The organism is Sporocytophaga myxococcoides DSM 11118 (assembly GCF_000426725.1).
Classification (GTDB): domain Bacteria; phylum Bacteroidota; class Bacteroidia; order Cytophagales; family Cytophagaceae; genus Sporocytophaga; species Sporocytophaga myxococcoides.
In genome coordinates this window covers 60,929-87,718 of sequence record NZ_AUFX01000012.1, presented here as the reverse complement: position 1 = coordinate 87,718, position 26,790 = coordinate 60,929, and the positions used below count along the sequence as shown (strand labels likewise).

At 36.4% G+C, this 26,790-nt stretch carries 23 protein-coding genes and 1 tRNA gene; 15 read left to right on the top strand and 9 right to left on the bottom strand.

The window, feature by feature from the left end; translation table 11 throughout:
- The first annotated feature begins 248 nt into the window (after positions 1–248).
- The 4 genes from K350_RS29085 to K350_RS0115690 all read left to right on the top strand — a co-directional run bounded on the left by K350_RS29085 (position 249) and on the right by K350_RS0115690 (position 6,439).
- The gene (locus K350_RS29085; protein ID WP_051313192.1) at positions 249–1,850 is read left to right on the top strand and encodes a sulfatase-like hydrolase/transferase; all 1,602 of its coding nucleotides are present in this window, start codon (positions 249–251) and stop codon (positions 1,848–1,850) included.
- Between the two features lie 134 nt (positions 1,851–1,984).
- Positions 1,985–3,016, top strand: a complete 1,032-nt coding sequence (locus K350_RS0115700; RefSeq protein WP_028980718.1) for an LLM class flavin-dependent oxidoreductase — start codon at positions 1,985–1,987, stop codon at positions 3,014–3,016.
- A gap of 441 nt (positions 3,017–3,457) precedes the next feature.
- A complete protein-coding gene (locus K350_RS31360; protein ID WP_051313191.1) occupies positions 3,458–5,572 on the top strand; it encodes a PAS domain S-box protein in 2,115 nt (704 codons plus the stop codon).
- A 57-nt stretch (positions 5,573–5,629) separates the two neighbouring features.
- Positions 5,630–6,439 carry a bestrophin-like domain gene (locus K350_RS0115690; RefSeq protein WP_028980717.1) on the top strand — a complete coding sequence of 270 codons (810 nt, stop codon included), beginning with the start codon at positions 5,630–5,632 and terminating at the stop codon, positions 6,437–6,439.
- Positions 6,440–6,514: 75 nt separating this feature from the next.
- Here K350_RS0115690 and K350_RS32035 read toward each other — a convergent pair whose 3' ends face one another.
- Complete coding sequence (locus tag K350_RS32035) at positions 6,515–8,083, bottom strand: eCIS core domain-containing protein (RefSeq protein ID WP_211236757.1); 1,569 nt, start codon at positions 8,081–8,083, stop codon at positions 6,515–6,517.
- A 570-nt stretch (positions 8,084–8,653) separates the two neighbouring features.
- The gene (locus K350_RS0115675; RefSeq protein ID WP_028980716.1) at positions 8,654–9,331 is read right to left on the bottom strand and encodes a carbonic anhydrase family protein; all 678 of its coding nucleotides are present in this window, start codon (positions 9,329–9,331) and stop codon (positions 8,654–8,656) included.
- A gap of 525 nt (positions 9,332–9,856) precedes the next feature.
- Between K350_RS0115675 and K350_RS0115670 the strand changes: the two genes are divergently transcribed.
- Positions 9,857–11,431 carry a PP2C family protein-serine/threonine phosphatase gene (locus K350_RS0115670; RefSeq protein WP_211236756.1) on the top strand — a complete coding sequence of 525 codons (1,575 nt, stop codon included), beginning with the start codon at positions 9,857–9,859 and terminating at the stop codon, positions 11,429–11,431.
- A 106-nt stretch (positions 11,432–11,537) separates the two neighbouring features.
- Here K350_RS0115670 and K350_RS0115665 read toward each other — a convergent pair whose 3' ends face one another.
- Entirely contained in the window at positions 11,538–11,930 is a 393-nt protein-coding gene (locus tag K350_RS0115665; protein WP_028980714.1) for a hypothetical protein, read from the bottom strand.
- Between the two features lie 153 nt (positions 11,931–12,083).
- Here K350_RS0115665 and K350_RS29070 point away from each other — a divergent pair, with 153 nt between their 5' ends.
- On the top strand, positions 12,084–12,542 hold the full coding sequence (locus K350_RS29070) for a VOC family protein (RefSeq protein ID WP_051313207.1): 459 nt from the start codon (positions 12,084–12,086) through the stop codon (positions 12,540–12,542).
- 99 nt (positions 12,543–12,641) lie between these two features.
- Here the strand turns inward: K350_RS29070 and K350_RS0115655 are convergent, their stop codons facing one another.
- From K350_RS0115655 to K350_RS0115645, 3 genes are all read right to left on the bottom strand, one after another.
- Positions 12,642–13,193, bottom strand: coding sequence for a dihydrofolate reductase family protein (locus K350_RS0115655; RefSeq protein ID WP_028980713.1), 552 nt, complete (start codon positions 13,191–13,193; stop codon positions 12,642–12,644).
- 65 nt (positions 13,194–13,258) lie between these two features.
- A complete protein-coding gene (locus K350_RS0115650; protein ID WP_028980712.1) occupies positions 13,259–13,993 on the bottom strand; it encodes a helix-turn-helix domain-containing protein in 735 nt (244 codons plus the stop codon).
- Between the two features lie 142 nt (positions 13,994–14,135).
- A complete protein-coding gene (locus tag K350_RS0115645; protein ID WP_028980711.1) occupies positions 14,136–14,495 on the bottom strand; it encodes a winged helix-turn-helix transcriptional regulator in 360 nt (119 codons plus the stop codon).
- Positions 14,496–14,595: 100 nt separating this feature from the next.
- Here K350_RS0115645 and K350_RS31355 point away from each other — a divergent pair, with 100 nt between their 5' ends.
- Positions 14,596–15,504 carry an alpha/beta hydrolase gene (locus tag K350_RS31355; RefSeq protein WP_081671030.1) on the top strand — a complete coding sequence of 303 codons (909 nt, stop codon included), beginning with the start codon at positions 14,596–14,598 and terminating at the stop codon, positions 15,502–15,504.
- A 98-nt stretch (positions 15,505–15,602) separates the two neighbouring features.
- Here the strand turns inward: K350_RS31355 and K350_RS0115635 are convergent.
- The 3 genes from K350_RS0115635 to K350_RS29060 form a co-directional block, all read right to left on the bottom strand.
- A tRNA-Arg gene (locus K350_RS0115635) sits at positions 15,603–15,674 on the bottom strand.
- Between the two features lie 33 nt (positions 15,675–15,707).
- A complete protein-coding gene (gene hflX / locus K350_RS0115630; protein ID WP_211236755.1) occupies positions 15,708–16,919 on the bottom strand; it encodes a GTPase HflX in 1,212 nt (403 codons plus the stop codon).
- 51 nt (positions 16,920–16,970) lie between these two features.
- On the bottom strand, positions 16,971–17,642 hold the full coding sequence (locus K350_RS29060; RefSeq protein ID WP_037575966.1) for a SirB2 family protein: 672 nt from the start codon (positions 17,640–17,642) through the stop codon (positions 16,971–16,973).
- A gap of 73 nt (positions 17,643–17,715) precedes the next feature.
- Here K350_RS29060 and K350_RS0115620 point away from each other — a divergent pair, with 73 nt between their 5' ends.
- From K350_RS0115620 to K350_RS0115585, 8 genes are all read left to right on the top strand, one after another.
- A complete protein-coding gene (locus K350_RS0115620) occupies positions 17,716–18,849 on the top strand; it encodes a glycosyltransferase family 4 protein (RefSeq protein WP_028980709.1) in 1,134 nt (377 codons plus the stop codon).
- Positions 18,850–18,941: 92 nt separating this feature from the next.
- Positions 18,942–19,487: a dTDP-4-dehydrorhamnose 3,5-epimerase gene (gene rfbC / locus K350_RS0115615; protein WP_028980708.1), complete on the top strand. Its 546-nt coding sequence runs from the start codon at positions 18,942–18,944 to the stop codon at positions 19,485–19,487.
- Positions 19,488–19,616: 129 nt separating this feature from the next.
- Positions 19,617–20,312, top strand: a complete 696-nt coding sequence (locus K350_RS0115610) for a polysaccharide biosynthesis/export family protein (protein ID WP_051313189.1) — start codon at positions 19,617–19,619, stop codon at positions 20,310–20,312.
- Positions 20,313–20,327: 15 nt separating this feature from the next.
- A complete protein-coding gene (locus K350_RS0115605) occupies positions 20,328–22,772 on the top strand; it encodes a polysaccharide biosynthesis tyrosine autokinase (protein ID WP_028980706.1) in 2,445 nt (814 codons plus the stop codon).
- Entirely contained in the window at positions 22,769–23,503 is a 735-nt protein-coding gene (locus tag K350_RS0115600) for a tyrosine-protein phosphatase (RefSeq protein ID WP_342665051.1), read from the top strand. Before K350_RS0115605 ends, K350_RS0115600 begins: the two co-directional genes overlap by 4 nt.
- Positions 23,500–24,480, top strand: a complete 981-nt coding sequence (locus tag K350_RS0115595; protein ID WP_028980704.1) for an SDR family NAD(P)-dependent oxidoreductase — start codon at positions 23,500–23,502, stop codon at positions 24,478–24,480. The genes K350_RS0115600 and K350_RS0115595 overlap by 4 nt, the downstream gene beginning before the upstream one ends.
- A 139-nt stretch (positions 24,481–24,619) precedes the next feature.
- The gene (locus tag K350_RS0115590; RefSeq protein ID WP_028980703.1) at positions 24,620–26,026 is read left to right on the top strand and encodes a tetratricopeptide repeat protein; all 1,407 of its coding nucleotides are present in this window, start codon (positions 24,620–24,622) and stop codon (positions 26,024–26,026) included.
- Positions 26,019–26,789 (top strand): phosphosulfolactate synthase, encoded by a 771-nt coding sequence (locus K350_RS0115585; protein ID WP_028980702.1) that lies wholly within the window; start codon positions 26,019–26,021, stop codon positions 26,787–26,789. The genes K350_RS0115590 and K350_RS0115585 overlap by 8 nt, the downstream gene beginning before the upstream one ends.
- Position 26,790: the final 1 nt, after the last annotated feature.

The following is a 26,790-nucleotide window of genomic DNA, read 5'->3' as shown; positions in this document are numbered from 1 at the left end:
TGACAGATATAAAGATTACAATGCCTCTGCCCATACTGGTATCCATTCCGGCATTTCTTTAAATAACTTTATTCAAAGTCATTTTTTTTGTTCTTTTGGTTTTGATAATCCTAATAGAAGGGCTGTAAACATTCATGCTTTGCTTATCGCAACTCAATCTTCATATATACGAGAAGTTTACCTCAATAGCATGCAATAAAACCTTGAATTAATCTTCCAATTTCAAAGAACAAAAAATTTTATCTCAAATGAAAAGCACAATTAGAACTATTCTGTTCAAAATACTTTTTCTAAATATAATACATGTTTCATTCTCACAAACTTCAACGAATGTCATATGGCTGGACTTTGAAGATTTAAGTCCTATATTCTCTGCTTACGGAGACAAGACAATCTCCACGCCCAATATCGATCGCATAGCAAAAGAAGGCATAGTTTTTAAGAAAGCCTTTACAACTGTTCCTGTATGTGCACCGACCAGATCAAGTATCATCACAGGAATGTATCCGACTTCTATCGGATCGCACAACATGCGCATACAGGCACAAAACAAATATCCCAATATTCCGAACTATGAAGTGGTACCCCCTGACTATGTTAGATGTTTCCCGGATATACTTAGAGAAAATGGAGTTTATACCGTTTCAAGCAAAAAGTCAGATTATCAGTTTGCAGCATCGCCTTTAACCTGGGATGTATATCCTGCAAATGATTCAACAGACAGGTTTAGTTTCCCTAAAGACAAGCCTTTCTTTAAGCAAATCAATTTCTGGGAAACGCATGAATCTCAAATCTGGGGATGGGGAAGACAAAATATTCCATTGTCTGTAGATACTTCCAAAGTAATTGTCCCGCCCTATCTGCCACAGACAGTGACAAATAAACTGGATTGGGCAACTCAATATAATAACTTAAAATACTGTGATGTCATTATCGGAAAAATCCTTGATACACTTGAAAAAAATGGATTACTGAAGAATACTATTATCATACTTTCAGGAGATCATGGCAATGGTCTTCCCCGCAGTAAAAGGAGTTTGCATAATTCAGGAGTGAGTGTTCCTCTTTTAATACGTTTCCCTGATAAGCGCCAGGCAGGCACCATAAACAATGATCTGGTTTATCTAATGGATCTGGGACCAACCATTTTATCTTTTTATAATATTCCCACTCCTCCTAATATCCATGGAAGAAACATATTTGCAAACAATGAAGCAAATAAAAGAAAGTATGTGTACTTCTCTGCGGATAGATTTGATGAGTCGATAGACCTGCTAAGGGCCACAAGTGACGGGAGGTATAAATACATACGAAATTACCAGCCTCAGAAACCACAGTTCCTTAATCTTACTTATAGAAAATCACAAGAAGGTGTTAAAGAGTTGTACAGATTAGATAGTTTGGGAAAACTGAACCCGGTTCAAGCGGCGCTTATGAGAAAGACCAAGCCACCAGAAGAATTATATGATACAAAGAATGATCCTTACGAAATAAATAATATAGCTGGCAGTGCTGAACATCAAGCCAAACTTATTGAATTAAGAGGTGCTCTTGATCTATGGATCAGGGAAACAGGAGATCTTGGTTTTACTTCCGAATCTGATATTGCTAAAACTTTTTGGCCTAACTTGCAACAACCGCAGGCAGAAAAGCCACAGATAAATTTGGTGAAAAATAAAGTTACTCTGACAACCAGTACAAAAGGAGCTTCTATAGGTTATAAAACAAAACCATCGGATCAATGGAAAATCTATACTAAGCCATTTCAATTAAAAAAAGGAGAAACACTGTATGTGATTTCACATAGGTTGGGCTGGAAAACAAGTGAATTGATTGAATTTAAACCTTAAACCTACTCCTAAGTTAAACATTGGAAATCAAGGAAAACTGCTCCTCTAACTAATAAAATATACAAGTAAGTTCCAAACATGTACTACCACTAAGTCGTTCTTTTCCTATCTTTACAAAAAGAGAATTACTACATATGGAACTTGGTATAGGAATGTTTGGAGACAATCATTATGATCAGAATGAGCAACCGCTACCCTCAGGTGAGCGCTTGCGTGAACTGATCGAGGAGATAAAATTGATGGATGAGGTTGGCCTGGACTTCTTTGGCATTGGGGAACATCACCGTCCTGATTATGCGGTATCTGTACCTGAAATTGTATTAGCTGCAGCAGCCACCGTTACCAAGCATATTAAATTAGGCAGTGCAGTGACAGTACTCAGCTCTTCCGATCCGGTGAGGATCTATCAAAGCTTTGCTACCATCGATCAGATAAGCAATGGGCGTGCAGAAATCACTGCAGGAAGAGGAAGCTTTATCGAATCCTTTCCCATTTATGGATATGATCTCAAAGACTATAATGGCTTGTTTGAAGAAAAGCTTGATCTACTGGTGAATATAAACAAACAGAATCCTATCACCTGGAAAGGAAAATACAGAGCTGCATTAAATAACCAGGAAGTTTTACCACGTGCGGTAGATAATGAGCTTAAGATATGGGTAGCAGTGGGTGGAACACCAGAATCAGTTCTAAGAGCAGGTAAGGCCGGCTTGCCTGTAATCTTTGCAATCATCGGAGGCAACCCTGCACAGTTTCAACCATTATTCCAGTATTATCAAGATGTATATCAGCACTATAATCATGATATGGCCAAATTTAAAGTTGGCGTGCATATGCATTGTTTCTTTGGAGATGATAGTAAAAAAATAGCCGATGAATACTACCCTGTCTATTCGGACCAGATGAACCGAATTGGTCGCACGCGAGGCTGGCAGCCATTTACACGCAGTCAATTCGATTATGGCCGGGGGCAGAATGGTCACCTCATCATTGGTGATGCCACCGAAGCAATCGATAAAATCCTGGAGGCTCACGAACTCTTTGGTCTCACTCGGTTCTCTGCACACATGGATGTTGGTGGGCCTTCGCACACATCACTTATGAAATCGATAGAAATTTTCGGTACAAAAATAGCACCTAAAGTGCGGGAAGCGCTAAAGAAATAGATTGGACTTACACGAAAACACATACTAAATCTGGGGTAAAATGGCCCCAGATAAAATCCCCAAAGGAATCAAAAAGGTATAAAATTATCTTTTTGTAATTACAATTTTATATTGAGACCTGCCAACCTTAATCTTTATACTATTTCAACCCTTAAACAAAGATAAAGGATTAACTTAAATCATTAATTTGCTTGCAGTCTAACACCTACCTATAACATAATCATCATTTATAAAATCAGATCACATTCAATCCATTTTGTTTGTATTGCTACCACAATATGTTACAACGCCTTAGCAACGCTCAAAACAATTGATTTAACTTTTCTATTTTAATAGAATAAACATATACCTAGCCATACATTTTCGGAATGATTAAAAAAAAGAAAAATTGTTTTATATAATATCGAAAATAATTTATCAGTGGCATTTCTATAGAACCGCATGAAAAACAAGGAGCCTCGGATTAAATTGTCTGAAAATAGTTTTAGAGCAATCGCTGAATCTGCGACAGATTCCATCTTTGTAGCAGATGAGAACTCGACTATACTATACTGTAACAAGAAGGCTATTGAATTATTCGGATACCAGGAAGAGGAAATCATCGGGGAGAGTCTAACTATTCTTATGCCCGAAAAACATCGTAAAGCTCATTTAACGGGAATAAAAAGATTTATCTCAAGCGGGCAACCAAAACTAATTGGAAAGACTTTTGAAATAACAGCTATAAATAAAAAACAAATAGAGTTTCCTATCGAGCTTTCTCTATCAGCCTGGAAGGAAGGAGAAAAATATTTTTTTGCAGGAATAATCAGGGACATTTCTAAAAAACATAAAGTATTAAAGGAAATGGAAATCCTCCAGACTATATCCGCTGCAATAAGCAAGGCTGATAATTTCAATAATGCATTAAGTTTAACTATAAAGTTTATTTGTCAGGAAGCAGGATGGAATTGCGGAGAAGCATGGGTTTTGAACAGAGTAAAACACGTGATTGAATATGCTCCTGTATGGTATATGAGTGAAGAAAAATTTATGCCATTTTTTGAAGTCAGCAGGCAGTCTACATTTAGGGTTGGAGAAGGAATGACAGGGAGTGTCTTTCTTAATAAAACGGTATGGAGTCCTGATATAACATCCTTGAAAAGTGAATTTAAAAGAAAAGAAATTGCCCGACAGGTAGGACTTAAGAGTGTATTAGGAGTCCCTATAATTACACATGAAGGAGAAGTTTTTGCATCCCTTATGTTTTACTTTAATGAATCCAAAGAAGAGGATATTATTTTTACACGAGTAGTAACATCACTTGCTATTCAGTTAGGAACTTTTCTTGAAAAAAAACAAACAGAAGAAAGATTAAAACAATCCAGAGATTTTTACCTAACCATCTTAGAAGATTTCCCCGCTTTGATCTGGAGAACCGATAGCGAAGGAATTCCTGAATATTATAACAAGACATGGCTTAAATTCTCCGGAACTTGCCTGGAAGATGAGCTCAAAAAAGATTGGTCAACCTCCATTCCCAAAGAAGATTTCGAACGGTTAACGAATGCTTATGAATATGCATCAAAGCATAAACTTAACTTCGAAATTGAAATCAGGATGAAAAGATATGATGGACAATGGAGATGGATTTTAAGTTCCGGACGTCCGTTTTATGATGTCGATAAAAACTTTAAAGGATACTTAGGTGTATCATATGATATAACAGATCAAAAAACAAATCTTGCCAAATTAAACAAGTCAAATATTGAGCTTCAACAGACTACAGAAGAATTAATGGCGACAGAAGATCTGCTGCATAAACTAAATCTGGAACTTGAAAAAAAAGTGGAAGATCGCACAAAAGATCTGAATGAAAAAAATGATACCCTTTTAAAAATAAACACAGACCTTGATAATTTTATCTATACGGCATCACATGATTTAAAAGCACCTATAGCAAATATTGAAGGATTGACAACCATACTTGACGATGTCACTTCAGCGTCCTCCTTCGGTAACAAGGAAATTATTGCGCTGATTGAGATGATCAAAACATCCATTGCCAAATTAAAAAATACTATCTTGGATCTAACTGAAATTTCTAAGGTGCAAAGAATGGAAAAAGATGATATTGCTCCTCAGAACTTAAGTGAGATAATTGAAGATGTCCAAATACAGCTCTTTGATCAAATTAAAAAAAGTAATGCGGAAATAAGGTTAAACTTAGACGACTGTCCCTCCATAGAGTTTTCTAAGAAAGATATCAGAAGCATTGTAATGAATTTGTTAAGCAACGCTATAAAATACCGATCACAGAGAAGACCTTTGATTTGGATTAAGTGCTATAAAAAAGATAATTATGCTATTCTATCTGTATCTGATAATGGCATTGGAATAAATCTAAAGCAGGCTAAGCTATTTAAAATGTTTAAAAGATTTAATACAGAAACAGAGGGAACCGGAATAGGATTATATATAATTAAAAGAATTATAGATGATGCGGGAGGTAAAATAGAAGTTGAAAGCGAAGTAGGCAAAGGCTCTACTTTCAATGTATACTTTAAATGCCCATGAAAATTTTACTTTAACTCTTATTAAGCTATAACCAACAACTTCCGCACAAATTAAATTATGACATTTTATCTGGCAGGCTTAAATCCCTTCATATTATTTGCACTGATCTTTTTCTCAATCTCAATACTTTCAATCAGTGGTTTACTTATTGTACATAAGTTCTTTCATTCGATAGAAAAGCAATTAAATACTTCAAGATTTATTGTTCCTTTCTTTACCATTAACGGGGCCGTTCTTGGATTTCTATTAGCAATGGTTTTAGTTGAAACGTGGAAAAACTATCAGGATGAAAAGGAAAACATTACGATAGAAATGTCTAATTATTTAAATATTTATAGAAACACCAGAGGTCTGGAATATCAGGATTGTGTTAAAACCAAAAACTATGTAAAGCAAATTATAAAGACTACTATTGATGTATCATGGCCGGAAATGGAGAATGGCGGTGATGGTACTACTGTAAGCAAAATTTTAAATGAATTTCAGTTATATGTATTGAAGTTAAAAACGAAGAACCAGGAGGAAGCAGAAATCAGAAAAATATTACTTGAAACTCTGATCAAAGCTTCTGAACTAAGACGGCACAGATTGCTTAAATCCAGTCAGGACGTCGTTCCCGAACCTATGTGGATTGTAATATTCTGCTGTATCTTCATTTCAATCTTTAGTGGCTTTTTCTTTATCATTAAACCCATGCGCATACATGTTGTATTAACCCTTTTGCAATGTGCGATGATAAGTTTTGTTCTGTTTCTTATTATTGCTTTCATGTATCCATACAGAGGACCAATGAAAATAGGACCTCAGGCATTCGAAAGGCTTTTATATAAATCAATTCCTAATGTTGATAATATTGAGAAGTATTAAATAGGAATACAAATACCTGATGTCCATTAACAACGAAATAAAGTCAGTCGGCATTCCCCTATATGAGGATATTTTTTAATCATTCTGCACATTATCCCTCATATAATTGATTTTAATATGATCGCTCTCAAACTCTACAGATTCAATATCAACTTCTCCTGATTTCTCATGTTGTATAAGCATCCACAATGATGAGTTGCCGTTAGGCGTACCAAGTATTGCAATGGCTTCGTCCGTAGGTTCATTAAGTGTTACGGTATTACCCACAAATGCAACTCTGTTTTCGTCAGCCATGAATATGGTATCCAGTGTTTGTGTGTTTCCGATTTCTTCCCTGCTTATGGATGTAACTGCACAGAGCTCACCAGCTTCCGGATATTTCAATCGATATACCTCTTTAGCGTGAGATTGCATAAACCAGATGATTTCCGAATTACTTAATGCCGCAGGCAAATTTTCTTTATTTGCAAGCTTTGTATCCAGATCTCTGAAATTTATGCTGGCATGGAATTCTCCGGTTTTAACATTGTAAGTATTGGCATACAAATAATCCTGATCTTCTTCAAACACATCTGAATGAGCATAACCACTGACTTCCCGGCTCTCAAGAATTACGATTTCTCCTTTATTGTTTTCACTCTCATTTTCACTATCATTGCCATTTTCATTGTCTCCCTCACTATCATATTCAATATCACTACCACTGTCATCATTATTTCCTTTACGTATGGTGCCACGTGTCATGCAAATAGTAACAGATTCTTCATCCGGGAAAAACCAGAATACCTTGTATCCCGCATCAAGAACACTTTGATAAGTCCCTCCATATGTTTCAATCCGTGCTTTCTTATCAGAAGCATTTGTAAACCATTTTACAGCTTCATTCATTTTATCCCTTCCGGATGTAAGACTTTTTTGATAATTGGCTTCTGCAACATCAACGGTATCTCCATCCTTTTTCTCATTTCCCCGGTAGTTTTTCTTAAAGTCCTCCTTTGTAGTGTCATCATCTTTTGATCTTTTTCTTTGAATGGATTTCTGACTGGTTTTTATATCTCCTCTTTTGATCGATGTTTCATCTCCTCGGCCTGCAGATAAAGCATTGGCACCCATAACATCCGCTTCCTTCTCCAACCCCTCATCATCATTGATATCAACGTTGCCTTTCATCTGCATGGTCGGCTGAACTCTTCCTTGTTTCTGTTGCACGACATGCCAGGCCTCATGGGGTAAATGCTTCTCCTGGCCCGCTCCCAGGTGAATGTCATTTCCTTGCGCATAAGCCAGAGCATTTAATTGAGCCGGTTGATCTGAATTACGATGTACCTTGACATCATCCATTGAATAGCCGGAAAGGTTTTCAATGCCTGATTTAAGATTATCAGGCAAACCGGTTTTATTTTCTTTCTTCTGGATTGGCTTGTATTGTTGAGCAGAATAATTATCAGCCATAACTTGTAATTGCATAGCTTGCCTTGCTTGTGGACTATTATCCGCCACCTCTTGCCTTTTCCTTTGTGCAATAGCCACAGATCGGTTATCTACAAAGGGAGTTGTAGATATAATTCCGGTTTCCTTTTGAGAAACTTTATTGTTTGATGAATGACTTTTATTATGATTTGTTTTTTCAGAATAAGTATTCACAGTAGGATAGTTTAAAGAGTGTCCGCCAGCATATTATAAATAAATATAGATAAAAAATAAGGGACTTTAGTACCTTATTATAAATTTCTATTCAAACAACGATCCTCTACTATCAGATCATTTTGCTTATCAACATTGGTCTTTGTTGCGGTTTACTTTCCATAAAAATTTTACCATTAAGAAAAGTCAAAAAGCAGCCCTTTTTAACAATTTTGAAAGGGAACTGTATTAAGAACCATAGTGAATGGATTAAATGGATATATGGTTTATGCACATGAAGCTTTTAAACTTGGTCTTGATGCCGGTTATTTCTTGCATTCATTTCAGGATATTCCACATGTCTAGCTAAGAAAAGAATCTAATCCTTCTCTGGTATATAGCGTTGTAGAAATAGACAAAATAATGAAAGATAAATTTGGAAATTTGAATGTATGAATAGCTTCAATTTAGGGGGGCAGATACTAGAGTAAAATTAATGATCCTATTAAAAAATATTGCCAGAGCAGCATCAACTGAGAAAAGAAATCCTGGCTTGTAAAGGCTACAAGCCAGGTAATAGGGAGGTATGGATTATTTTGTAAGGCTTTCTTCAGCCAGAATTTTGGAATCTACTTCAAATGTTTCCTCATCATAAAAGGACACTAACCCCGATCCTACATCATACATCCCACCCACTAAACTCACTGAACCATTTTGAATCATTTCTCTAAGTATAGGACTTCTTTCTGTAATAGCTTTTACAGTAAGCTTTACGTTAAGATCTGCCACCTTCTCTACAAATTCTGCATTAGATGAACTACGATTTTCTTTAATTGTATTTTCAGAATCAATAGCAGGTTTTATTTTGTCCAACAATGTTGTAAGGTTTCCCAATTTAGCATGATCACAGGCACCTTTAATAGCTCCACACTTAGAATGTCCCAATACAACTATAATCTTCGCTCCTGCCAATTTACAGGCGAATTCCATACTGCCAAGTATATCTTCATTTAAGATATTTCCGGCTATACGGATACTGAAGATATCTCCAAGCCCCTGGTCAAATATTAATTCAGCAGATGTACGAGAATCTATACAACTAAGAATTACTGCAAATGGATGTTGGCCATCAGAAGTCTCATTTACCTGTTGTAGTAAGTTACGATTAGCCTTCAGATTATTAATAAATCGCTCGTTGCCCTTTTTTAACAGCTGAAAGGCCTGTTGAGGCGTTATAGCGGATTGCATTTCTTTGGTTAATGTCTTCATATCTTTACTTTTTACAGCTTAAATTTCAATACCACAATACTTTGTGGATAAGCAAAAATATTATCCAGACATTAAGATGCCCTAAAGCTCAGATTAGAAAATGATTAGAATTATCTGAAAAAAAACTATTTTATAACTAATTGAAGATTTTTTAGGAGCATTACCCTTATTGAACATCAATAAATTCTCTTTCTATCAATACAAACACACATAGCCCTTACACATGGAACTAAAAAAAGGCTTTGTGTAATATTCAGAATTTGAAGTAATGTGCTAAAAAGTAATTAGCCCTCATAAACTTCAAGGGAATATTGCTTTTTGCATTTAACCGCAGAATTACTCAAGTTGATAGTTAAAATACCAATTTTAATTGAGCACCGGGAATTAAAAGCCCATTCTGTTAAATACAATTTTTTACAACTATATTAATAAATCTTACAATTATCCTCCCTGCAAATTACAATTTCGTTTAAATACTCTTATAAGTGTTGCATTATAGGTAGAACATTAACGATGAAATTGGATATGAGGAACATTGGTTTATTCATTTTTCTTATTACTCTTTTCCTCTTTCAATCTGCTGAAGGAGCTGATAAAAAAAGTAGCTCAGGAAAGGAAGTACAGGATAAACGATCAATTGTAATAAAAGCGATAGAATCTGCTGAGTTGCATGCAAAGTCTGGCAAAACAAAAAAGGCAATTACCGAACTTGAAAAAATAATCGAGACGGCAAAGACCTGCGGAGATGAGAGCCTTCTGGCCAAGACTTATGAATTACTGGTAGAGTTCAATCATAAAACAGGAGCTCGTAAAAAAGAAGAAGAGTATACGTATTGGCTGAATTTAATTAAAACGGCAGCAGAAAAGAAACAGCTGGAAAAGCAATCGAGGAAGGATGAATTGGAAATGTCTAAGCTTAGAGAACAAACTCTTAATGCTGAATGGGTTAAAGAACAGACAGAAGAAGAGCTTAACAGACAAACTGATTCATTACGCAAAACCAAAGACTCTCTGGATCTTCTTGATTTAAAAAATAAAGAACATCTTGCTCAAATAGATTTATTAAAAAAAGAAAGAGAAATCGAGGACTTGAAAATTAAAGAGCAAGAGTCAAGATTAAAAAATCAGGAATTGGTAATTAAGGAGAAAGATGCTCGGCATAGGTTCATTACAGCAATAATCGCTTCCTTGATTTTAGGTATAATAACACTTTCTATATTAGCATATGTAATATATAAAAACCTACGCCAGAAGAGGCAGTATAGCGATCAGATTGAAAAACAACTAGGTGTGATAAAACACCAGCATGACAATATTACCAATTCAATCAACTACGCTCAGAAAATTCAAAATGCAATGTTGCCAAATGAGAGCAGCTATGAACATTTATTCGAAGATTCTTTCATTCTGTTCAAACCTAAAGATATAGTGAGTGGAGATTTTTACTGGTTCTTTAATGTGAATGATGGTGATGATAGAAATGAAGGTGGTGCAGAAAATAATAAGGTTATAGTTGTTGCTGCAGATTGCACTGGTCATGGTGTTCCTGGTGCATTGATGTCAATGGTGGGATACAATTTGTTAAACATGATTGTATACAATAAAATTTATGAGCCTCATTTAATACTCACTGAGCTTAATAAAAATGTAAGGTCTGCTCTTCAACAAGACAAGAATGATAATAAAGACGGTATGGATATGGCCTTATGTGTGATTAATCGCAAAGATAAAACCATTGAATTCGCAGGCGCAAAGAACCCATTGATTGTAATTAAAAACGGAGAGCTTGAGCATTTAAAAGGAGATAAACATCCAATAGGTGGCTCTCAGGGACAGGCTCACAGAGATTTCACCAAGCATACAGTATCTTACGATGGCGATACGCATATCTATCTATTCTCCGATGGATATGAAGATCAGTTTGGAGGACCAGAGAGCAAAAAATTTATGGTAAAAAATTTAAAAGATCTCCTGTTGAAAATTCATAGAGAGCCTTTCAGTAAACAAAAGGATATTCTGAATAAAACTATTGAAGCATGGAAGGGAACTAAAGAAAAGCAGATTGATGATATATTGATAATGGGAATGAAAGTGAATTAACACTTCAATTCTATATAGTCATAATCCCAATATTTCTCAGTTTAACAAATGAGAACTATTGGGATTGATTTGCATCACTTAATATAAATACGAACTTCCGGAAAATCTATTTCCTTGAAAGGGAAAACCTTATTGTAGCAAAAATTCCAATTACTTCAAATGCCGCAATTCCTGCCAAAGCCCACCAGTATTTTTTTAGGTAATGTTTCGCTAATGGCATTATTACTTTTTTTCCTTCACTAGTTTTAAGGAAAGCAACAATTGCACTTGCTGCAGCTTCTGTTCCCATTTCCGCTACGGGAGCCAATGCCCCTGACAAAGCACCTGTAGCTTGTTCGGTCAGTTTTCCTTCTTTTGGCAACACATCTTTATTGTCAAGGTTAACATCAACAGACGTTTCCACTTCTGAACCCTTGGAGGAAACTGATTCCCCCAAATTTTTAACTGTATCCAATATAGCCATTTTATACCTCCTCCTTTCTCCTGTTATTTCTTTCATGTATAACAAAATTTGGGAGTGTATTAGTTGTAATTGATTCAGGAATCTTATCAAGGTCAACAAGAGTATTTTCTGCGCACGAAAGCACTTGAAAGAATAGTCAACTATAACAAAGACCTTTATGTATGGTTACATAAAAAATATTATTTCATTATGATACCAGCAAATGTTCCAATTCCCGAAAAAGGATTTTATGTTACCCATTTTTTAACTGTAAGAGACCAGGCAATATCTGCTAATTTTTACTCTGAAGTACTTGGAGGAACAGTAATTGTAAAAGAAAATCCCTGTGTAATCAGATTGTCAAATTCGTGGTTAATTTTAAATTCCGGAGGAGGACCTACCCCCGATAAGCCTGATACTATTTTAGAGGCCCCTCAAAACTCAAATAAAGTAGACAGCTTTTTGAATTTAAGAGTTGCAGATATCCAGGCATGCTACAGAGAATGGAAAGAAAAAGGTGCCACTTTCCTTACTGAACCTATAAATAATCACGGGTGGGAAATGCGATGTTACATGAAAGATCCTGATGGCTATATCATCGAAGTTGGCCAGTCACTTCAAAAATCATTTGATTCCATGTACCATATCAGTAATCAGCCATCAAAATAGCAAAGGGAGATTCTTTAACAGTTAAAAGCAAGAGCTCGAGCAATTGCAACAGTTGACCAAATCCTCTAGTCTATACTCGTACTCTTGCTCTGATCAGACTTACTTTATGTGCTCTGGTTCGAAGGTCAACTGTACAACTCCAGATTTGAAAACATCGGTCTTAATTAATTTCAAATTTATGCGCTCTTTTAAATCTTCAAATAAAGGCTTTCCACTACCTAAAGCTACGGGATGAATAGAAATTTTATAGATATCAATAAGTCGTGAATTTATAAATGTTTTTATGAGGCTTGCTCCTCCGTATAACCAGATATCTTTTCCCTCTGCCTTTTTTATTTCTGCAACTTTATTTGCTATGTCAGAAGTAATGAAAGTTGCTTTTTCACTTTGTCTGTTTTGGCTTGAAAAAACAAATTTTTTCTTGGAATGAATTCCTTTCCACATCATTTCTTCTGCCGGACTTGTATTCGCATCAGGCTGAAAGTTTCCCCAGGCATCATAACTCACTCTGCCATAAAAAATATTGTCAATGCCAGATACGAAAGTATCAAAGTTCATATCATCGTCCATTATACACCAATCGATTTCTCCATTAGGTCCTTCGATAAAACCATCCAAGGTCATTGCTAAATTTAAAATTACCTTTCTCATATAAATATGTTTTGGGCAAAATTAAATATTAGCCAATACTTGAACTTTGGAGAAATGCGACAAAATTAAAGTTGAGAAGGAGCAAGTCCTGTGTTTCTTTTTATCTCATTGGTAAGATGAGAATGGTCATAATAACCACATTCAAAAGCAATGTCTAATAAGCTTCGATCTTGAGAAGAATTTTTAATTACTGACATAGCATTTTGAAAGCGTACAATATTTGAATATTCTTTTGGAGTGAGACCTATATGAATTTTAAAGTTCCGTTCCAATTGTCTCACAGTGGTATGGTTTCTTTTTGAAATTTCATAAATGCTAAGTTGACCATTCGATTTATGAATTGCTTCAATAACTGTTTGAAGAGGCTGGTGCTTGGTTTTAGTCCTATCAATAAAAAACCTGTTCAAATAGTTTAAGGGATTTTTATTGATTTTTTCGAGGTTAAACGAATATCTAGGATCAAACTCTATTGTAGAGTTTATCAATTCATTTTGCGGAGCATGATTATAAAAAACTGAAAATGCTGCTGGTTTCAGGCATACACCCAATAGATGTGTGTTAGTATCAATAAAGCTGTCCTTAAAGGAAGTCATTGCCCCTACAGCATAAGTTTTCCCGTAGTCCATAGAAACCAAGCCATTGTCAGTTCTGCAAATGTCTCCTAAATTAATAATCAATCCCGCGCATCCGTCAGGGAAGGTACGTTCCCATTGACTGTCTTTTACCTCTCCCTTCAATTGCCAAAAGGAATGAATATAAGGCTCTAGTTCTATAGAAGGTTTAATGTCTTGATATTTCATTGTTCTTGACTGTAATCTTATATAATGACTGCTAAAGATTATATAAACGTAATTTTATTTAGAAAGAAGAGGGAATTGCAAAAAAGTATCTGTTACTATTTTTAATTCATCCTACTTAATATTTCAATAATATATATTCGTATTAAACGGTTTTTTCTTTCTTCGTGGACTTCATTTGGCTTTGAAGATAGTGTTGATGGAATAATCCCCATTTTTGAAGCTCTACCATCATCGGCTTTATTGATTTACCTAATTCTGTTAAACTATACTCAACGGTAGGCGGAACGGTAGCAAAAATCTTCCTGCTTACTAACCCATCTGTTTCAAGACTTCTTAATTGGTTAGTTAACATAGTAGGAGTAATACCTTTTATTTCTCTTTCAAGTTCTTTAAACCGTTTTGGGCTAGCATTAACCAAAGCATGCAAGATTGGCAGCTTCCATTTTCCTCCTAAAAGCTCTACCGAGTGTTCTACCGGGCATTTTATTTCAATTTTTTTCATAGTTTAATTATTTGATATTCAGCAGTACTACATTTACCTATACTAGTACAGTTTTTATATACTACTTGTAAAAGTATAGTATTGCCTCTATGTTTACAACATGAAACTAGGAAATATTTTAAGCGTGATGCTATTGATACTATTAGCAATAGCACATGCCAATGGACAAATAAACTCAATAAAAATGGACACACTAACAGCAGTTGAGATAAAAAACTTCAGAAGTTTTTTTGATAATCTCGGTAATATTTATCCTATGGCAAAGGATGTTAAAATTGAAAATGAAAAGATAGAAGGTGTAAATTGCTATTGGGTTACACCAACAACTACTATTTCAGATAAAGTTCTTATCTATTTACATGGTGGCTCTCTGGCAGCCGGATCAATTAATTCACATAAAGCATTGGTGAGTCACATCGCAACAAAATTAAAAGCTAAAATTCTATTTGTTGAATATGCCTTAGCTCCGGAGCATCCGTTCCCAGCGGGAATGAATGATGTGGTAAATGTATATAAATCATTATTAACGAATAAAAGAGCAGCCAAAATAGTGTTAATGGGAGATAGCGCTGGAGGAGGAATTCTGCTCTCATCTCTGGGAGAAATTCAAACAATAAAAACTATTCAGCCATTGGGTTTCATTATGATTTCACCTTGGCTAGATCTTAGTTGCTCAAATGATTCCTATGAGACGAATAAAAAATCAGATCCAATCCTGACAAAAGAAGATTTGAAAAAATTTGCCGATTACTATTCTTCAGGTAACGCATCTTCCAACCCATGGAACGTGAAGTTAAAGAATCCACCACCTTCATTACTTATGGTTGGGTCAAACGAAATATTAGCTGATGATAGTAAAAAATTATTTGAACGATTCAAAGACAAACAAAGGAGCACAACTCTTAAAATATATGAAAATCAAACTCATGTTTGGGTATTAAGTAATATAACCTCATCTGCTTCACAAGAAACACTTGAAGATGTGAAAGCTTTTTTTGACAAGTTATAAAAGATGAGAGAACAGGAATAAAAAAAGCAAGAGTCCGAGCAACGGCAACAGAAACTAAAATCCCTCTTGCTCAATACTCACACTCTTGCTGTATTTTGTAGCCTCGACAGGAATCGAACCTGTATCAAAAGTTTAGGAAACTTCTATTCTATCCATTGAACTACGAGGCCTCGAAAATGAGGCTGCTAAAATATATATTTTCCTCAATATATCAAATAATTCGGGTAGATCATCAAATGCTTTTCTTTGACTTTCTTCCCTATTATCTCTCTTAATTCATCGATATTCTCCCTCTGTGTAGCACTAATAAATACTGTCGCAAACTGGTTTTTGTTAAGGTAACTTGCTTTCAAATGCTCCAATGAAGCCTTTATAACCTCTGCCTCACTGATTTTTTCTCCCTCAAACTCACTTTGCTCAACTTCAGGATGATATTGGTCAATTTTATTGAATACCAGAATTACAGGCTTATCAGCAGCTTTTATATCCGCAAGCGTAGCATTTACTACTTCGATATGCTCTTCAAACGAAGGATGACTTATATCCACTACATGAATCAATATATCCGCTTCCCTTACTTCATCCAAGGTTGATTTGAAACTCTCAATCAGCGTTGTCGGCAATTTTCTTATAAAACCTACCGTGTCTGAAAGCAGGTAAGGAATGTTCAGGTAGTTGATCTTTCTGACAGTAGCATCGACTGTTGCAAAAAGCTTATTTTCAGCAAATACATCAGATTTGGAAAGCAGGTTCATAAGGGTTGATTTACCAACGTTGGTATATCCTACCAATGCTACTCTCACAATATCCGTCCTTGATTTTCTCTGAGTAGCATTTTGCATGTCGATCTTTTTCAGCTTCTCTTTCAGAAGTGTGATCTGATCGCGGATAACACGCTTATCTGTTTCAATCTCCTTCTCTCCTGATCCACCCCTTGTACCTGTACCCCCTCTTTGTCTTTCAAGGTGAGTCCACATTCTTGTAAGACGAGGCAGCAGATATTGATAGCGGGCCAGCTCTACCTGCGTTCTGGCTTGCGCAGTCTGTGCTCTGTTCATGAAGATTTCAAGAATCAGAAGACTGCGATCATATATTCTTACCTTAAGCTCATTCTCCAGATTTTTTAACTGAGAAGGCGAGAGATCATCATCAAAAATAACACGGGTCACAGAATGCGCCGTTACATACGCTTGTATTTCCTCCAACTTACCTTTTCCGATAAAGGTACGGCGATCTGGGTGGTCTACTTTTTGGGTAAACCATGCAAGTGTTTCTACGCCCGCCGTGCTGGCAAGAAAGGCCAGTTCTTCAAGGTACTCCTTGGCCCTGTCCTGCGGTTGTCTTTTATGAATAAGCGCTACAAGTATCGCTGTTTCTACTGCCTTTTTTGTCTCGTTTCCTGTATTTGTTTTCATCACGTAAAAGCAACAATATTTCTTTGCGTCTTATTCTATGTAGAGAAAAAACTATTTTTTTAATGTATTAACATAAAGAACCAGATTGTCTATTTCCTGTTCAGATAGTCTTCCTTCATAACCCGCCATCACACCTTTTCCTTTAAGTATCATCTCTTTTTTCTGTGCGTCAGTTAGCTGAGAAACGGTAAGATCTTTTGCCCCTGCAAGACCTTGCTTCCCATCCAAACCATGGCATCTCGAGCACTCCTGTTCAAATATAGCTTTTGCATTGCTTAAGCCATTATCAGCATTTTCCTGAATTATCTCTTCAGATGCTGCAGATGATTCTTCAGAAACAGAGGCTGGGACTTCGATTTTTTGTTTTGTCAGTGTTAAGCTCTTGGTAAGGGCAATGCCCAATACATAAAGGAATCCCAATAATGCAATTACAGCTAATGCCTTGTTTTTCTTTTTAAGACCTATAATTCCTAAAGGAATACAAGCCAGCACAATAACAATTTTCGCAATAATATAGGACTGAGTATTTTTAGTTGCGTATAGTAAATATCCTCCGGTAATCAGGATAAGTGTTCCCATAATCATCTCCAAAACCTTGGTCTTTTCTCTTATTTTATCTAGTTGCTCGTATTTATTTAGCAGTAAAAGAACTGTTTTAATAATAAATGTAATCAAGAAGATTACCACCACGAGATTGTGTGTGTGCAAAAAGCCTTTGGTCATAAAATTATATTTGTTTCAACCCAAAATTAATTTTTAGTTTGTAAAAAATCTAATTTATATAGGTTACAGGATAATGAAAATTGCGATTTCTGTTAATTCCAGCTGGAACATCTTCAATTTCCGAATGGGACTTGCCAGACATTTAATGAATTGTGGTTTTGAGGTATATGCAATTTCTCCCGAAGACGAATTTTCTTCTGAGCTTATCCATGCCGGCCTTCAACATATTCCTGTAAGTGTGCAGAGTAAAGGTAGCAGCGCGCTCAATGACATCCGTTACATGCTGACACTCAGATCTGTTTATAAAAAAATCAAACCAGATCTCATCTTGCACTATACCATAAAGCCCAATATTTATGGGTCCTTAGCTGCAGCAAGCTTGGGAATTCCTGTAATTAATAATGTCTCCGGGCTTGGTACTGTTTTTTTGCACGATAATATTTCCACAAAAATTGCGAAAGCGCTTTACAAGATGGCATTCAGATTTCCCCAAAAAGTATTTTTTCAAAATGAAGATGACAGAAGTCTATTTGTCAAAAAAAATCTGATAGCTATCAATAAAACTGCTCTGATCCCCGGATCAGGGGTTAATACAGAAAAATTTCTCCCCAATGAAAAAAAGAATTTTAGGAAAGGAACGCCCTTCAGATTTTTGCTTATGGCAAGGCTGCTTTACGATAAAGGAATTATTGAATACATAAAAGCAATAGAATTAATCCAAGCAAGGCTGGATGCTATATTTATGCTTGCAGGTGGCCTTGACGAAGAGTCGAAACTCGGCATCCCAGCCTCGCAGCTGCAAGACTGGATTAACAGAGGGTTAATTGAATACAAAGGGTTTGAAAAGAATTCTTTGAAACTTTATCAGGAAGCCGATTGTGTGGTATTACCAAGTTATAGGGAAGGGACTTCCAAAAGTTTGCTGGAAGCTGCTTCATGCGGAATACCAATAGTGACCACAGATGTGCCGGGTTGCAGAGAAGTAGTTGAAGATGGGATTAATGGCTTTCTCTGCAAAGTTAAAGACCCGGAGGATCTCGCAATGAAGATGGAAGCATTGTATAATCTGCCAGAAGAGATCTATACAAAAATGGCTATCAAATCCAGGGAAAAAGCTCAAAAGCAATTTGATGAAAAAATAGTTATTAAGACTTATGAAGCTGCAATTGTGCAAATTTTAGCAGCGAAAAGGGGTCAAAAACATTAATCTGTGAGAAAATAATACATTTTCCCTTTCATTTACCCTTATTTCAAATTTGCAGTTAAAAATAGTTGAAAATCTTTACTAAATTTGATCATATGCACTTTAGAGAATCTTACATTAAAGATCTTTTTGAAATAACTCCAAGATTATTCAAAGACGACAGGGGTTTCTTTTTTGAATCCTATAATACAAAAGTTTTTAAAGACAATGGACTGGACCTAACTTTCGTTCAGGATAATCAGTCTTATTCTATTCCAGGAGTAGTAAGAGGCCTTCATTTTCAGAATGCTCCGCATGCTCAGGGTAAACTGGTAAGGGTTATAAAAGGGAAAATTCTGGATGTTGCTGTAGATATTAGAAAAGACTCTCCCACATTCGGCAAGTACGATACATTTTTACTGGATTCTGAAAAATGTAATATGGTCTATATTCCCGAAGGCTTTGCCCACGGATTTTCAGCATTGGAAGAAAGTATTGTTTTCTACAAATGCACAGACCTATATCACAAAGAATCTGAGTCTGGTATCATCTGGAATGATCCGTCTTTAAATATAGACTGGATGGTAAAAAATCCTTTGGTTTCTGATAAGGACCAACTTTTAAAACCGTTAAAAGAATTATTCTCTCTTTCGTCATTATAAAAATTCAGGGGAATACCACTTTCCCCTGAATGCTTTCACAGTATGAGTATTCAAAGGCTACTTCTTTATTTCATTTGTATTCAGTTGACATTCGGACTCTTTTCCTGCAGAATGTTTAACCACAGCAGGATGTTCAAAACAGAAACCGAGTATGTTGTTGACTCAGTAAGGCAAATTCTCAAAGAAGGTACTCCTACTTATCTCATACAAAAAAATGACTTTCTTGAAGTTTCTATATATACAAACGGAGGAGAGCGCCTGGTTGATCCCAACAATGAAATGATGATCAATCAGAATAACTACCAAAACAGAGTAGAGAGGCCAAAGTATCTTGTCCGTCAGGACGGTAAAGTAAGACTGCCGATGATTGGTGAAATTTCTCTGCTAGGGAAAACACTTAGAGAAGCAGATAGTCTTTTAAGTCTTCAATATTCAAAATTTTATGAAGAACCTTTCGTTATTACCAAGTTTGGAAATAAAAGGGTAATAGTGCTAGGCCCACAGGGAGGCAAAGTAATTCCGCTTGAAAATCAAAAATTAAATCTGGTAGAAGTAATCGCCCTTTACGGTGGAATTCTGGAAAACGGAAAAGCTTTTAATATCAGGCATATCAGAGGAGATTTAAAAAATCCTGATGTGACAATTGTAGATTTATCAACCATAGAAGGCATGAAAAAGGCAAACCTTCAGGTTGAACCCAACGATATAGTCTATATCGAACCTGTAAGAAGAGTGCTGAGCGAATCTGCCAGAGAAATTGCTCCGATTATTTCCGTTCTGGGTACTTTAATCACTTTGGTCGTATTAATTACTACCGTCAAATAATTTTAATTCATTATTATGTCTTTATTGGAAGACGAAGATAAAAGGTCTTTAAACGGATCGGGCAATAGAGTTAGCTTTGCAGATGATAGCGAAGAACAGGATGATGTATTCGGGGATTTCGATTTCGCGAAGCTTCTTGTAATAGCTAATAAAAGCCTGGCCTGGGTAATTCTGCTGGTTATGCTCAGTGTTTCTGGAGCAATCTTATATGTGCGATACACCAAACCTGTTTATGAATCTTCTTCCATTCTGAAATTGGACCTTAAAAGTGAGGCCGGCGTGCTCGGTCTCAACAAGTTCAATGATGAAAACATGCCTGGAAATAAACTTTCCACTATTTCCGGAGAAATCGAGTTCCTTAAATCACGCTTTCTTTATGAAAAAATAGTTGATAGAATGAAGATGGATGTCAGCTATTTCGCTTACGGAAATATCCTCTATGAAGAGCGATACAACAGCGCTCCATTTAAGGTCATAGGTGAAATAAAAAATCAGGGCTTTCTGGATTTCAAATTTGACGTTACATTTCTGGATAAAGATAAATTTCTCCTTTCCTATAAAAACAATGACGAAGAGATTAAGTCGGAGCACTACTTCGGGGAAAAGATCTCTAATGAAAATTATACCTTCACACTATATCCAACTAGTTTTTGGTCTGCCAAAGAGACCGGCACAAAGTATTTCTTTACAATGAACAGTAAAGAAGCTCTGGTCAAAAACCTGATGGAAAATGTTTCAGTAAGCATTCTTAATCTGGAAGCCAATACCATTCTGCTTTCTTATAAAAATCATAACTACTTTAAGGCTACAGACATAGTCAACACTATTGATTCCGTTTATCTGGAACAGACACTGGAAAACAAATCAAAGTCGCACGAACAGACCATCAAGTTCCTCGAAGCATCTTTACTTAAAACAGAGGAGAATCTTGCAAAAGCAGAAAGAGAACTGGAGGCATTTGTTAGAAACAACAGGACTGTCGACGTAAAACAGGATTTTGGTAAAACCGGAATTAAGATAGAAGAACTGGAAAAAGAAAAGCAAGTGCTGAAGTCAAGAATTTCAATGCTTGGCGAATTAAAAGAACTTATTCTTGGCGATAAAGAAATCAATAATTTTATTCCAGCTCTAACTCAGGTAGAAGACCCTCAGCTATCCGCAGCAATTAACAGCCTCAATACCTTGCAGGAAGAAAGAAACAGACTGCTTAATTCACAAAGGGAAAATACACTTGTTGTAAAAACCAAGAATAAATCAATTGAACGCATCAAGGAAAATGTCCTTGAACTGATAGATATCAACAAAAAAATCCTTTATCAGCAATCAGGTGAAATCAATGCTAAAATGGTTCAGCTGGAGCAGGAAGTTTTAAGTCTACCTTCTAAAGAAACTGAGTTTACGAGGCTTAAGCGTTTTTATTCCATCTATGAGAAATTCTACCTTCTGCTGATGGAAAAAGAAGCGGAATTCGGAATCGCCAAAGCAGGTACCATTCCTAACTTTGTTATACTTTCCCCTGCTTTGAACAATCCTAATCCGATATATCCTAAGAAAATATTCATATACATAAGCGGACTTGGAATCGGTATCTTCCTTGGAATATCTCTCATTGCGATCCGTTATCTGCTCAACGATACAATCTCTACACAGAAAGAGCTGGAACGATCGCTACATGCCAGCATGCTTGGTGGTATTCCGGAATACAGCAAGGAAAAAATGGAAGTATCCAAACTCGTTGTTGATAAAAACCCAAAATCAGCAATAAGCGAGGCCTTGCGATCCATAAGAACGAACCTAGAATTCATTTGTCCGAACAAAAAGAAAAAACTGATAGCGGTAACATCCACTGTCAGCGGGGAAGGGAAAACATTCGTAGCATCAAACCTCAGCGGCGTCATAGCATTGTCAAACCAAAAGGTAATCCTCCTGGATCTTGATATGCGTAAGCCCAAGGTGCACCTTGCCTTTGAGAAGGAAAACTTTAAAGGTATGAGCACTGTCCTTATCGGCAAACATACCCTTGAAGAATGTATTCAGCCGACAAGCATCTCCAACCTGTCATTTATTTCTGCAGGACCAACACCTCCTAACCCATCAGAGTTGATACTGAGAGAAGAGTTTGATCTGTTAATCAAACGTCTTTTTGAAATATATGATGTAGTCGTAATTGACACACCTCCTGTCGGTCTTGTTACTGATGGCATACTTATTCTTCGCAAAGCCGATATTCCTTTATATGTGGTGCGTACCGACTATTCCAAGAAAAGCGCCAAACGCAACATCAACAAACTTGTGAAGACCATTCCAAAACTTTGCGTATTGATGAATGCATTAAAAGCAATCAACACATATGGATATGGAGGCTATGGGTATGGGTATGGATATGGCTACTATGAAGGGGAGACGGAGAAAGAAACAATTATTTCAAAAATAAAAAGTCTTGCAGGAGTTAAAGCATGATGTTTGGCCTTTTTAAGAAGAAAGATAAAGAGACAGTAGAAGAGTCACTATTCGTGGATATGCATTCTCATGTGCTTCCAGGCATAGACGACGGAGCTGACTCCCCTGAAGACGCCCTTGAACTGCTCAAAGCTTTTGAAGAGTTCGGTTACAAAAAGCTAATTGCCACACCCCACATCATGGGGGATTTTTTCCGGAATACTCCTGAAATTATCTCTGAAAAACTTCAAGTACTTCAATGCCTTATTAAGGACAACAACCTGTCCATAAAACTGGAGGCGGCAGCAGAATACTATCTGGACGAATGGTTTATGGCCAAATTAAGATCAGGAGAAAAACTGCTGACATTCGGCAGCAATTATCTTCTTTTCGAAACCTCTTATATCAATGAGTCTGCTTTCCTAGACGAAGCACTTTTCTTAATGAAAAGTCAGGGTTACAAGCCCGTAATGGCGCATCCGGAAAGATATACCTATCTCTATTCTGATTTTTCTTTGTTTAAGAAAATTTACGAAAAAGGAGTTTTATTTCAGCTAAATATCAACTCATTGAGTGGTTATTATTCAAAAGCTGCACAAGTATTTGCCGGCAAACTAATTGACAATTGTATGGTAGACATGCTTGGCTCGGATTGCCACGGCATACGACATATCGATGCTATGAAAAAAGCGCGTATTTCAAAGCATTATAAAAAGGCACTTCAACTCAACCTCCTGAACAACTACTTATGATTTTTATAACCGGAGCTACAGGTCTGTTGGGCAGCTTTCTGGCAAAAGAGTTTATCAGAACAGGTCACAAAGTAAAAGCAATGAAAAGAGAATCTAGCTCTTTTCAGCTTCTTGGAGAAGATGCCCAGAAAATAATCTGGGAGGATGGAGACCTGTCAGATATAACAGTCCTTGAAAAAATCATTGAAGGCGTCGATACTATTGTACATTCAGCCGCTCTTGTCTCATATCAGCCCCAAGACAAAGAACTTCTTTTTGAAGTAAATGCACAGGGAACTGCCAATCTTGTAAATGCTGCATTAAACAAAGGTATTTCCAAGTTTATCCATATCAGCTCTATCGCTGCGATCGGAAGATCAAAAAATGAAAGTCGGGTTACAGAAGCAAGTGTGTGGGAAGACTCACCGGTGAACAGCAATTATGGAAAAAGTAAATACTTGGCAGAACTTGAAGTATGGCGCGCATTTGAGGAAGGGTTAAACGGGTTCATTGTAAATCCGAGCATTATATTAGGACCCGGAGACTGGAACACAGGGAGTAGCCAACTATTTAAGTATGTCTGGAAAAATAATTTGTTTTACTCTGAGAAGGAAATGAATTATATAGATGTACGTGATGTTACTCAAATTGTAATTTGTCTGCATAGCAGAAATATTACGGGAGAAAGATTTATTCTGAATGCCGGGACCACAACGTACAAACATTTCTTCGATATGGTAGCGGAGAAATTCGGAAAAAGAAAACCCCCGTATAAGGTAACTAAATTCATAGGAAACATAGCCTGGAGATTTGAGTATCTTCGCTATAAACTAACCGGATCAAAACCTTTGATTACTAAGGAAACAGCCGGTATATCAAAAAGCGATGTAATTTACAGCAATGAAAAAATTAAAAACCTGCTCAATTACAGCTTTATTCCCTTTGAAGAGACGGTTTCCTGGACCTGCGAGCAACTATTACAAAAGGTCGAAAAATAATCAAATCTTATTTCTTCCTTTAAATTTCAATTGTTAAATTGTAGAAATGGCAATTCTTACAGATTTGGCCAATTTCTTTAAAAATCAGCTATTTGCACATTTTACAAAATTTAGTAATTAATTCAGCTCTATCTCTTAAATGAAAAGGAAATTCAGAAAGAACCAACAGGGAAAAGACCTGATTCGGAAGTTTGAAGAGATGCTGAAAAACGGCGAAAGTATCTTTTTTGATATCAGCGCTTATGAATACATTATTCAACACTATACGGAATTCGGGAAATACAAAAAAGCGCTGTCCGTATGTCAGATAGCGATTACCCAATTTCCTTTTTCCGTTGAACTTCTTGTTGCCAAGGCCGAGCTTCTCGCCAAAAAGCAAGATTTTAATGAAGCTTTAGAGCATATCGAAAAAGCCGAATTGTTTCAACCTAATGATGCAGATATCATATTTCTGAAAGCCAACATACTGATTCAGCAGGAAAGGTTTGAAGACGCAATTGAACTGCTTCAAAACGCGCTGGATATAGTTGAGGAAAAAGACGATATGTATTATGGCCTTGGACTAGCCTATCAGGAATGGGGTAAAATGGACATTGCCATTGAATTTTTCAGGAAAACTATTGAGGAAAACCAGCAACATGAGGAAGCTCTGTACGATCTTGCATTTTGCCTGGACCATACTGGCAAACTTGAAGACAGCCTGTCCTTTTATGAAAAATTCATAAACCAGGATCCATATTCTTATTTTGCCTGGTACAATATGGGAATTGTCTATTTCAAACTGGCCAATTATGAAAAAGCCGTTCATGCTTACGAATTTTCTCTGGCGATAAATGACAATTTTGCCTCTGCATGGTTTAATATGGGCAATTGTTATGTCCAAATGGAGCAACCTGAAAGAGGACTTGAATGCTATAATAAAACACTTGAACTAGAAGATCCGGATCCGGAAACCTATTTAAGTATTGCCACTTGTTATGAAAAACTTAACAGACCGGGTCAGGCAATAGAATATTACAGAAAAGCAGCAAAACTTGACTGTTTTTGTGGTGAGGCGTGGTACGGTTTAGGAAAATGTCTGGACAGCCAGGATAAATCTTATGAAGCCATCCATTTTTTTAAGAAAGCAATAAAGCTTGAAAAAGAAAACCCAGACTACTGGGCAGGTCTTGCAAAAGCCGAGTACAAAACAGGCAATATTGTATCCTGCCTAGAAGCCTATGAAGAGGCCTGCTTCTTGCGTCCAGACGATCCGGAGCTTTGGCTGAACTGGTCATTTATACATTACGAGCAAGGAGATAATCCGAAAGCTATCGAGCTGATTAAAAACGGCATCGAAGAAATTCCTGAGGAGGCCTTGTTGTATTATAGAGCCGCCGCTTATTTAATTAATGCAGGTAATTACAAAGAAGCCTTTAATTATTTAGAAAATGGTTTAATTTTGAACTTTGAAAAACATATCGTCCTTTATGAGTTTTTTCCAAAGTTGGAAACTCAGAAGGCGCTGTATAAAATCATTGATCAGTATAGAAAAGAAGATGTATAACAATTTTGTGCTTTCCAAGATCCCTGAGAGGACTAAAAAACCGAGAGAATACGGCTTTACAATGGTAATGGATAAAGGTTTAAGTATCAGGGAAACGGAAGATTTGATTGAAGTCGCAGGGAATTATATCGACATCATTAAACTAGGCTGGGCAACTTCCTATGTTACCCCAAACCTTAAAGATAAACTGGACATCTACAAATCTGCAGGCATACCGGTATACTTCGGAGGCACTCTTTTTGAAGCTTTTGTAGTTAGAAATCAATTTGAAGATTATATCAGAATTCTGGATAAATACCAGATGACCTTTGCTGAAGTTTCTGACGGAAGCATTGAACTAAATCACGATCTTAAATGTCAGTATATCAATCGTCTTTCCCAGCAAGTGACAGTATTGTCTGAAGTGGGATCTAAAGACGTTGAGAAAATTATACCACCCTACAAGTGGATTCAGTTGATGCAGGCTGAATTAGATGCCGGAGCATGGAAAGTAATCGGAGAAGCAAGAGAAGGTGGAAATGTGGGACTTTTCCGTTCTACGGGTGAAGTAAGATCTGGCCTTGTAGAAGAAATTTTAACTAAAATTCCTTTTGAAAAAATAATCTGGGAAGCTCCTCAGAGGGAACAGCAGGTCTGGTTTATCAAACTGCTGAGCTCAAATGTAAATCTGGGAAATATTTCTCCAAATGAAGTTATTCCTTTAGAAACACTTCGCCTGGGACTCAGAAGCGATACATTTGATTATTTTCTAAATAAACTTTAAC

Bases quoted from the DNA above. Each gene is read 5' to 3' on its own strand.
- K350_RS29085 (WP_051313192.1), top strand. From the start codon at position 249: ATGAAAAGCACAATTAGAACTATTCTGTTCAAAATACTTTTTCTAAAT.
- K350_RS0115700 (WP_028980718.1), top strand. From the start codon at position 1,985: ATGGAACTTGGTATAGGAATGTTTGGAGACAATCATTATGATCAGAAT.
- K350_RS31360 (WP_051313191.1), top strand. From the start codon at position 3,458: ATGAAAAACAAGGAGCCTCGGATTAAATTGTCTGAAAATAGTTTTAGA.
- K350_RS0115690 (WP_028980717.1), top strand. From the start codon at position 5,630: ATGACATTTTATCTGGCAGGCTTAAATCCCTTCATATTATTTGCACTG.
- K350_RS0115675 (WP_028980716.1), bottom strand. From the start codon at position 9,331: ATGAAGACATTAACCAAAGAAATGCAATCCGCTATAACGCCTCAACAG.
- K350_RS0115670 (WP_211236756.1), top strand. From the start codon at position 9,857: ATGAGGAACATTGGTTTATTCATTTTTCTTATTACTCTTTTCCTCTTT.
- K350_RS0115665 (WP_028980714.1), bottom strand. From the start codon at position 11,930: ATGAAAGAAATAACAGGAGAAAGGAGGAGGTATAAAATGGCTATATTG.
- K350_RS29070 (WP_051313207.1), top strand. From the start codon at position 12,084: ATGATACCAGCAAATGTTCCAATTCCCGAAAAAGGATTTTATGTTACC.
- K350_RS0115655 (WP_028980713.1), bottom strand. From the start codon at position 13,193: ATGAGAAAGGTAATTTTAAATTTAGCAATGACCTTGGATGGTTTTATC.
- K350_RS0115650 (WP_028980712.1), bottom strand. From the start codon at position 13,993: ATGAAATATCAAGACATTAAACCTTCTATAGAACTAGAGCCTTATATT.
- K350_RS0115645 (WP_028980711.1), bottom strand. From the start codon at position 14,495: ATGAAAAAAATTGAAATAAAATGCCCGGTAGAACACTCGGTAGAGCTT.
- K350_RS31355 (WP_081671030.1), top strand. From the start codon at position 14,596: ATGAAACTAGGAAATATTTTAAGCGTGATGCTATTGATACTATTAGCA.
- hflX (WP_211236755.1), bottom strand. From the start codon at position 16,919: ATGAAAACAAATACAGGAAACGAGACAAAAAAGGCAGTAGAAACAGCG.
- K350_RS29060 (WP_037575966.1), bottom strand. From the start codon at position 17,642: ATGACCAAAGGCTTTTTGCACACACACAATCTCGTGGTGGTAATCTTC.
- K350_RS0115620 (WP_028980709.1), top strand. From the start codon at position 17,716: ATGAAAATTGCGATTTCTGTTAATTCCAGCTGGAACATCTTCAATTTC.
- rfbC (WP_028980708.1), top strand. From the start codon at position 18,942: ATGCACTTTAGAGAATCTTACATTAAAGATCTTTTTGAAATAACTCCA.
- K350_RS0115610 (WP_051313189.1), top strand. From the start codon at position 19,617: ATGTTCAAAACAGAAACCGAGTATGTTGTTGACTCAGTAAGGCAAATT.
- K350_RS0115605 (WP_028980706.1), top strand. From the start codon at position 20,328: ATGTCTTTATTGGAAGACGAAGATAAAAGGTCTTTAAACGGATCGGGC.
- K350_RS0115600 (WP_342665051.1), top strand. From the start codon at position 22,769: ATGATGTTTGGCCTTTTTAAGAAGAAAGATAAAGAGACAGTAGAAGAG.
- K350_RS0115595 (WP_028980704.1), top strand. From the start codon at position 23,500: ATGATTTTTATAACCGGAGCTACAGGTCTGTTGGGCAGCTTTCTGGCA.
- K350_RS0115590 (WP_028980703.1), top strand. From the start codon at position 24,620: ATGAAAAGGAAATTCAGAAAGAACCAACAGGGAAAAGACCTGATTCGG.
- K350_RS0115585 (WP_028980702.1), top strand. From the start codon at position 26,019: ATGTATAACAATTTTGTGCTTTCCAAGATCCCTGAGAGGACTAAAAAA.